Genomic DNA, 6167 nt, shown 5'->3' on the forward strand with positions numbered 1-6167 from the left:
CCTGACCTACGACGTCGCCGCAGCGGTCGGCTTCGGCGCGGAGCATTCGACGCTCGGCCCGGTCGCCGAGGCGGCGATGCGCGCCGAAGGCGTTCGGCTCGTGCCCGATCCGACGCCGGAGCAGCGCAGCTTCACCCGCTCGGACCATTATCCGCTGGTCCGCGCCGGCATCCCCTCCATCTACGTCGACAGCGCGGCGAGCACCGCGATCAGCCGCGCCGCGATCGACGCCTTCGACGCGCATTATCACGAGGTGTCGGACGATCTGTCGCAGCCGTTCCACTGGCCCTCGGCGGCAAGGCTGGCGCGGATCAACGCCGCGATCGCCCGCGCCGTCGCCAACGACCGCGCGCGCCCGCGCTGGCGCCGGGGCAGCTTCTTCGCCGACACTTTCGCCCCGAACCAGCCCCGCGCGCGCTGAGGCGCAGGGACGCTAGGAGGCCGCGTCCTCTTCTTCTTCGAAGCTGACGGCGACGTCGGCATTGGCGGACAGGCGCACCTTCTCGCCCTCGACCTCGGCGACGAGGCCGCGCGAAAGATAGTGATGGTGGCCTTCGTGGCTCCCCTGGCCACTGTCGGCGCGGGTAAGCTTGATCCGGTCCCCTTGCACGCGGTCGACCGGGCCGACATGGACGCCGTCGGCGCCGATCACTTCCATGCCCTCGCGGACATCGTCCCTGCCAGCCATCTGTGTCTCCTCCTCGTCCAAGCGGAAATCCCTACGCCCTCTCAACCGCCGGCTCGGCCGGCTGTTCCGTCGCCCGCGGGGCGGGGGCCTTGATCCCGTGCCCGGTTCGGCGGATCATCGCCGCAAAGGGAGATGTCCATGCACCGCCTGATCCTGCTGCCCGCCTTGTTCGCCACCGCCGCCTCGGCCCAGACCGGCTGGCAGCCGCAGCCCATCGCGGGCGCGACCGAGCCTTCGGACGTGATCGCCAATTCGGTCGCGGCGGACTGGCGGCCCATCGATCCGGAGAATCTTCTCGTCATGGAATTGGCCGACGGGGGGCGGGTGATCATCGAGCTCGCGCCGGAGTTCGCGCCGGTCCATGTCGCCAACATGCGCCGCTTCGCCCGTGCCGGCTGGTGGAACAACGCCACAATCTACCGGGTCCAGGACAATTATGTCGCGCAATGGGGAAACGGCGACGCCGAGGTGGCGCTGCCCGAGGGCGTCGTCGCCCAGCCGCCCGCGGAATATGAACGGCCATTGGCCGGTCTCGACATTCGCCCGCTCGGCTATCCGGACAGTTATGCGCCGATGGCGGGGCATGTCGACGGCTGGCCCATGGCGTACGATCCGGCGCGGAACATGGCCTGGCTCACCCATTGCTATGCGAGCGTCGGCGTCGGCCGCGACCTCGCGCCGTCGACCGGGACGGGTGGCGAGCTCTATGCGGTGATCGGCCACGCGCCGCGCCATCTCGACCGCAACATCGCCACCGTCGGCCGGGTGATCGAGGGGATCGGCCACCTCGCCGCGCGACCGCGCGGCACGGGCAATCTCGGCTTTTACGACATCGAGCGCGGCGAGACGCCGATCCCGATCCGCTCGATCCGCCTCGCCGCCGACATGCCGGAGGCCGAGCGGCCGCGCTTCGAAGTGATGCGCTCCGACCGCCCCGCCTTCACCGCCTACGTCACCGGCCGCGCCAATCGCGGCGGCACCTTCTTCCAGGTGCCAGCGGGCGGCGTCGATGTCTGCAACGTCAACGTGCCGGTTAGGCGGGTGACTTCCTAGCGCAGCACCATCCGGTCGCCGCTGATCTCGACGGTGCCGACCTGGGAGAGGAAGGACTGGCCGAGCAAAGAGACGGGGAGGTCCTCGGCGACCGCGGCGCGGACGTCGCGGGCGGCGAGGGCGCCGATCGCGATGCGGTCGATCGTCACCGGCACGACCTCGATCTGGCCGCCCGCGCCGATCGCGACCGAGCGGTCGTCGCCGAGGGCGATGCCGGCACGGCGGGCGTCGGCGGGGGTGAGCGCGACGACGCTGGCGCCGGTATCGACCATGAAGCGGATGCGGGCGCCGTTGACCTGCGCCTCGGCGTAGAAATGGCCGTCGCCGCTGCGAATCAGCTCCTGCCGGGCGAGGCCATTGCCGATCGGTACCGGCTCGCTCGGACCGGCAGGCTTGGGACCTTTCGCCTCGGTTTGCGGCGGCGCCTCCACGGACGACAGGCCCGGCGCGAACAGGGCCGCGCCGACCAGGGCCAGGCCCGCCCAGAACAGGGTTCCGCCCGTCGACATGAAACCGGTTCTAAAGCGGCATCGCCAATGCCGGGTTAACGCGGGCGCAAAAGAGCGCCCGCCGGAAGCTGGTTTGCTCCGACGGGCGCCGGCCGTCTGGGCCTGGGCTATTGGCACTTCGAGCGCAGGCGCAGCGGTCCTTTAGCTCAGTGGACGTGCTCGTGGTCGTTCACATAGGGGTAGCGGCGGACGGTGCGGATGATCTGTCCGCCCGCGACCAAGGCCGCGTTTTCGAGCGGCAGCGCCGTGCCGCAAAAGGCGCATTCGGCCATGACCCGACCGATATACCAATGCTCGCGGCCGCAGCCCGGGCAGTGGTTGGTCTGATCGACGCGATAAGCGATATGATAGCCGCGCTGGGCCAGCGGGGGGACCAGGCTGCCGCCACGGTCGGCCAATACGTTCGTCGCCATTACTTCGGCTCCTTCAAACTCTTAACGTGGCGCGAAAACGCGGCGGTGGAGCGAGAAGTTGCAACAATTCGACGAGCCGAGAGAGCGCCTAGAGGGGAAAGCCGAGCTGCGCCTCTTTGGGTGGCTGCGGCGCGTCCCCTTCCGTCAGGTTCGACAGAGTGAGGCCGAGCAGGCGGATTCCCTTGGGCGTCGGCAGCAGGGTGCGGAGCAGGGCGCAGCCGATATCGAGGAACTCCGCGCGGCCGCTCACCGCCCGGTCGAGGCTGCGGGCGCGGGTGACGATGCGGAAATCCTGATATTTGACCTTGAGGGTGACCGTCCGGCCCCGGATTTCCTTCTCCGCGATCCGCCGCCAGACGGTCTGGCTGATCCGGTCGAGCTCGGCGCAGAGCGCCGCCTCGTCGCGCAGATCGTCAAAGAAGGTGTCCTCCGCCCCGATCGATTTATAGGGCCGGTTGGGCTTCACCTGCCGGTGGCAGATTCCCCGCGCGAGATTGAAATAATATTCGCCCGAGCTGCCGAAATTGTGGGTCAGGAAGGCGAGGCTCTGCGCCTTGAGGTCCGCCCCGGTCTCGATGCCGAGCCGGGCCATCTTCTCTGCGGTCTTCGGGCCGATGCCGTGGAAGCGCTTGACCGGAAGCGCCGCGACGAAGGCCTCCCCCTTGCCGGGCGCGACCACGCACAGGCCGTCGGGCTTGTTCTGGTCCGAGGCGAGCTTGGCGAGAAACTTGTTGTAGGAGACGCCGGCCGAGGCGGTGAGGCCGGTCTCGGCGCGGATCCGGGCGCGGATCTCCTCGGCGATCGTGGTGGCGAGGCCGATGCCCTTCAAATCCTCGGTGACGTCGAGATAGGCCTCGTCGAGGCTGAGCGGCTCGATCAGCGCGGTATAATCGGCGAAGATCGCGCGGATCTGCTGTGAGACCGCGCGATAGGCGTCGAAGCGCGGCTTGACGAAAACGAGATCGGGGCAGCGCCGCCGCGCGCTGACCGAGGGCATCGCCGAGCGGACGCCAAAGGCGCGCGCCTCATAGCTCGCCGCCGCGACGACGCCGCGATGCATGCCGCCGACCGCGACCGGCCTGCCCCTGAGCGCCAGATCGTCGCGCTGCTCAACCGAGGCGTAGAAGGCGTCCATGTCGACATGGATGATCTTGCGGACAGGCGGGTCCCCGAGCGGCTCGACTCGCGGCGGATCGGCGGCTAGGTCGTTCACGCTTTGTGCTTATAAGGTGAAGGTCCGGTGCAAGACAGTCCCAAATTGAGGCTGAGCCGCCGCGGCCGTGGCGCCGGGGCGCATTGCTGAGCTAAAGGCGATCCGGAATGGCGCGGGGCAGACGAGACGGGGTGCTGATCGCGGGCGGGGGGATCGCCGGCTGCCTGGCCGCGCTCGCTTTGGCCAAGCACCGGCCGGACGTGCCGCTGCTCATCGTCGAGGAAAGCGAAAGCTTCGGCGGCGACCATTTCTACGCCGCCTTCGGGGCGGAGCTGGCCGATGATGCCGCCGCCTTCGTCGCGTCGATAGCCGAGCATCGCTGGCCAGGCTTCTACGTCGCCTTTCCGGGCGCCAGCCGCAAGCTCAAGGGCGACTCGCTCGGCTTCGGCGCTTCGGCGCTGCACAAGGCGATGGTCGAGACGCTGGATCCGAAACAATATCGGCTCGGCACGCGCATCGTCGCGGTGCGCGAGGATGTGCTCGTGCTCGACGGCGGCGAGGAGCTGAAGGCGGAAGGCGCGCTCGACGCGCGCGGCGCCGCCAATCTCTCGATGCTCGATCTGCTCTACGAGGCGCGGCTGGAGCGCGAGTATCGCACCGCCACGCGGCACGGGGTCGATCGGCCGGTGCTGGTCGACGCCACGATGGGGCAGGACGGCGGGCTCGGCTATGTCCAGGTGCTGCCGCTCGCCGCCGACCGGCTGCTGATCGCCGACGCGATGGTCTCCGAGCGCGGCCAGCCCGACGAGCAGGCCGGCGCGCGGCTCGATCATTATGCGGCCTTGCGCGGCTGGTCCGGCGCGAAGGTCGAGGCGGAGCGCAGCCTCGCCCGGCCGTTGCCCATGGGCGGCGACTTCGCCGCCTTCTGGCGCATCGGCGGGGCGCGGGTCGCGCGGCTCGGGCTGCGCGGCGGCTTCCTCCATCCGGTCACCGGCCGCACCGTCGCCGACGCGGCGCGCGCCGGCCTGCTCCTCGCCCGCCAGCGCGACTTCTCCGGTGCCGCGCTGCACGAGGCGTTCGAGGACGAGGCGCGCCAGCTCTGGAAGAGCCGCGAGCCGCTGCGCGCGCTCACCCGGCAGCTCGCCGAGACCGCGCCCGAAGAGCGTCGCGCGCTGATAGAAAGGCTCTACCGGCTCGACCCGGGCATCATCGCCCGCTTCCATGCCGGCGAGCTCGGCATGATCGACCGGCTGCGCGTCCAGCGCGCGCTCGCCCGCGACTGATTCGCTCGCTTCGGCGCGCCCGCCGCCCGCTTCGGCGACCGGGCATTGCCTAATGCTACGTCTGTAGCATGATCGCGACCGGGACGGAGCGAAAGGGAATTCGGGATGACGAGACGATTCGCACTGATCGCGGGCGCGGCTTTGGCCGTCTGCGGCCCGGCTGGAGCGCAGACGCCGGTCGCGCTCGAGCGGTTCGACCAGATCGAGCTGCGCGGCGGCGGCACGGTCACCGTCCGGCAGGGCGCGGAGCAAAGGGTGACGATGCTGCGCGGCGATCCGGCGCTGACCCGTTTCCGCGTCGAGGACGACCGGCTGACGATCGACGCCTGCGTGCGCTCCTGCCGCGATTACGACCTCGAGATCGAGATCGTCGTGCCCGAGATCGACGCGGTCGCGATCGAGGGCGGCGGGCATATCTCGACCCAAGGCGGCTTCGGCGATCCGCGCGAGCTCGTCGCGGCGGTGAGCGGCGGGGGCATGCTCGACCTGCGCTCGATCAATGCGGTCAGCGTCACCGCGGCGGTGCAGGGCGGCGGCAGCATCCGCGCCCGCGCCCGGACCAACCTGGTCGCGGCGGTGCAAGGGGGCGGCTCGATCACCTATTGGGGCGACCCGGCGGTCGTCTCCAACGTCAGCGGCGGCGGTTCGGTCCGGAGCGGCGAGGGCCGCTAGCACGGCGCGGTGGAATCCTTATGGTGGCGGCACGGAGGTGCCGCCATTCGTGCTCGATCGTTCCCGAATCGCCGCTTCGCCGCGCTGCTTGCCGGCCTCGCGCTCGCGATGAGCGCCGCAGCCGAGACGCGGCCGCGGGCGCGCGAGCAGGGCGTCGAGATCGGCGTGCTGCCGACCGGTCCGCTGAACGCGATCACCGACGTCGCCGGGGTCCGCGTCGGCCATGTCACGCTGAACGAGGGATCCTCGACTCGCACGGGGGTCACCACGATCCTGCCCCACGGCGGCAACCTCTATCAGGACAAGGTTCCGGCGGGCTTCGCCGTCGCCAACGGCTACGGCAAGTTCATGGGCTCGACCCAGATCGTCGAGCTGGGCGAGATCGAAACCCCGATC

General features: G+C 70.1%; 9 protein-coding genes. 5 read left to right on the forward strand and 4 right to left on the reverse strand.

The window, feature by feature from the left end:
- Window positions 1–421: M28 family peptidase (locus ACT4N8_RS02120; protein WP_444856486.1), on the forward strand; the 421-nt coding region annotated here is incomplete at its 5' end.
- Between the two features lie 12 nt (window positions 422–433).
- Here ACT4N8_RS02120 and ACT4N8_RS02125 read toward each other — a convergent pair.
- Entirely contained in the window at window positions 434–688 is a 255-nt protein-coding gene (locus ACT4N8_RS02125; RefSeq protein ID WP_444856487.1) for a DUF2171 domain-containing protein, read from the reverse strand.
- A 138-nt stretch (window positions 689–826) separates the two neighbouring features.
- Between ACT4N8_RS02125 and ACT4N8_RS02130 the strand changes: the two genes are divergently transcribed.
- Window positions 827–1741 (forward strand): peptidylprolyl isomerase, encoded by a 915-nt coding sequence (locus ACT4N8_RS02130; RefSeq protein ID WP_444856488.1) that lies wholly within the window; start codon window positions 827–829, stop codon window positions 1739–1741.
- Here the strand turns inward: ACT4N8_RS02130 and ACT4N8_RS02135 are convergent.
- The 3 genes from ACT4N8_RS02135 to dinB all read right to left on the reverse strand — a co-directional run bounded on the left by ACT4N8_RS02135 (window position 1738) and on the right by dinB (window position 3876).
- On the reverse strand, window positions 1738–2250 hold the full coding sequence (locus ACT4N8_RS02135) for a retropepsin-like aspartic protease family protein (RefSeq protein WP_444856489.1): 513 nt from the start codon (window positions 2248–2250) through the stop codon (window positions 1738–1740). The two genes, ACT4N8_RS02130 and ACT4N8_RS02135, sit on opposite strands and share 4 nt — an antisense overlap.
- A 146-nt stretch (window positions 2251–2396) precedes the next feature.
- The gene (locus tag ACT4N8_RS02140; protein ID WP_444856490.1) at window positions 2397–2663 is read right to left on the reverse strand and encodes a hypothetical protein; all 267 of its coding nucleotides are present in this window, start codon (window positions 2661–2663) and stop codon (window positions 2397–2399) included.
- Window positions 2664–2751: 88 nt separating this feature from the next.
- On the reverse strand, window positions 2752–3876 hold the full coding sequence (gene dinB, locus ACT4N8_RS02145) for a DNA polymerase IV (RefSeq protein WP_444856491.1): 1125 nt from the start codon (window positions 3874–3876) through the stop codon (window positions 2752–2754).
- A gap of 107 nt (window positions 3877–3983) precedes the next feature.
- Here dinB and crtY point away from each other — a divergent pair, with 107 nt between their 5' ends.
- From crtY to ACT4N8_RS02160, 3 genes are all read left to right on the forward strand, one after another.
- On the forward strand, window positions 3984–5099 hold the full coding sequence (crtY, locus tag ACT4N8_RS02150; protein WP_444856492.1) for a lycopene beta-cyclase CrtY: 1116 nt from the start codon (window positions 3984–3986) through the stop codon (window positions 5097–5099).
- A 105-nt stretch (window positions 5100–5204) separates the two neighbouring features.
- Window positions 5205–5771: a GIN domain-containing protein gene (locus ACT4N8_RS02155; protein ID WP_444856493.1), complete on the forward strand. Its 567-nt coding sequence runs from the start codon at window positions 5205–5207 to the stop codon at window positions 5769–5771.
- A gap of 108 nt (window positions 5772–5879) precedes the next feature.
- The coding region (locus ACT4N8_RS02160; RefSeq protein ID WP_444856494.1) for a P1 family peptidase at window positions 5880–6167 on the forward strand (288 nt) is incomplete at its 3' end.

Source organism: Sphingosinicella sp., assembly GCF_052387495.1.
GTDB lineage: Bacteria > Pseudomonadota > Alphaproteobacteria > Sphingomonadales > Sphingomonadaceae > Allosphingosinicella.

Bases quoted from the DNA above. Each gene is read 5' to 3' on its own strand.
- ACT4N8_RS02155 (WP_444856493.1), top strand. From the start codon at position 5,205: ATGACGAGACGATTCGCACTGATCGCGGGCGCGGCTTTGGCCGTCTGC.
- ACT4N8_RS02140 (WP_444856490.1), bottom strand. From the start codon at position 2,663: ATGGCGACGAACGTATTGGCCGACCGTGGCGGCAGCCTGGTCCCCCCG.
- crtY (WP_444856492.1), top strand. From the start codon at position 3,984: ATGGCGCGGGGCAGACGAGACGGGGTGCTGATCGCGGGCGGGGGGATC.
- ACT4N8_RS02125 (WP_444856487.1), bottom strand. From the start codon at position 688: ATGGCTGGCAGGGACGATGTCCGCGAGGGCATGGAAGTGATCGGCGCC.
- ACT4N8_RS02135 (WP_444856489.1), bottom strand. From the start codon at position 2,250: ATGTCGACGGGCGGAACCCTGTTCTGGGCGGGCCTGGCCCTGGTCGGC.
- ACT4N8_RS02130 (WP_444856488.1), top strand. From the start codon at position 827: ATGCACCGCCTGATCCTGCTGCCCGCCTTGTTCGCCACCGCCGCCTCG.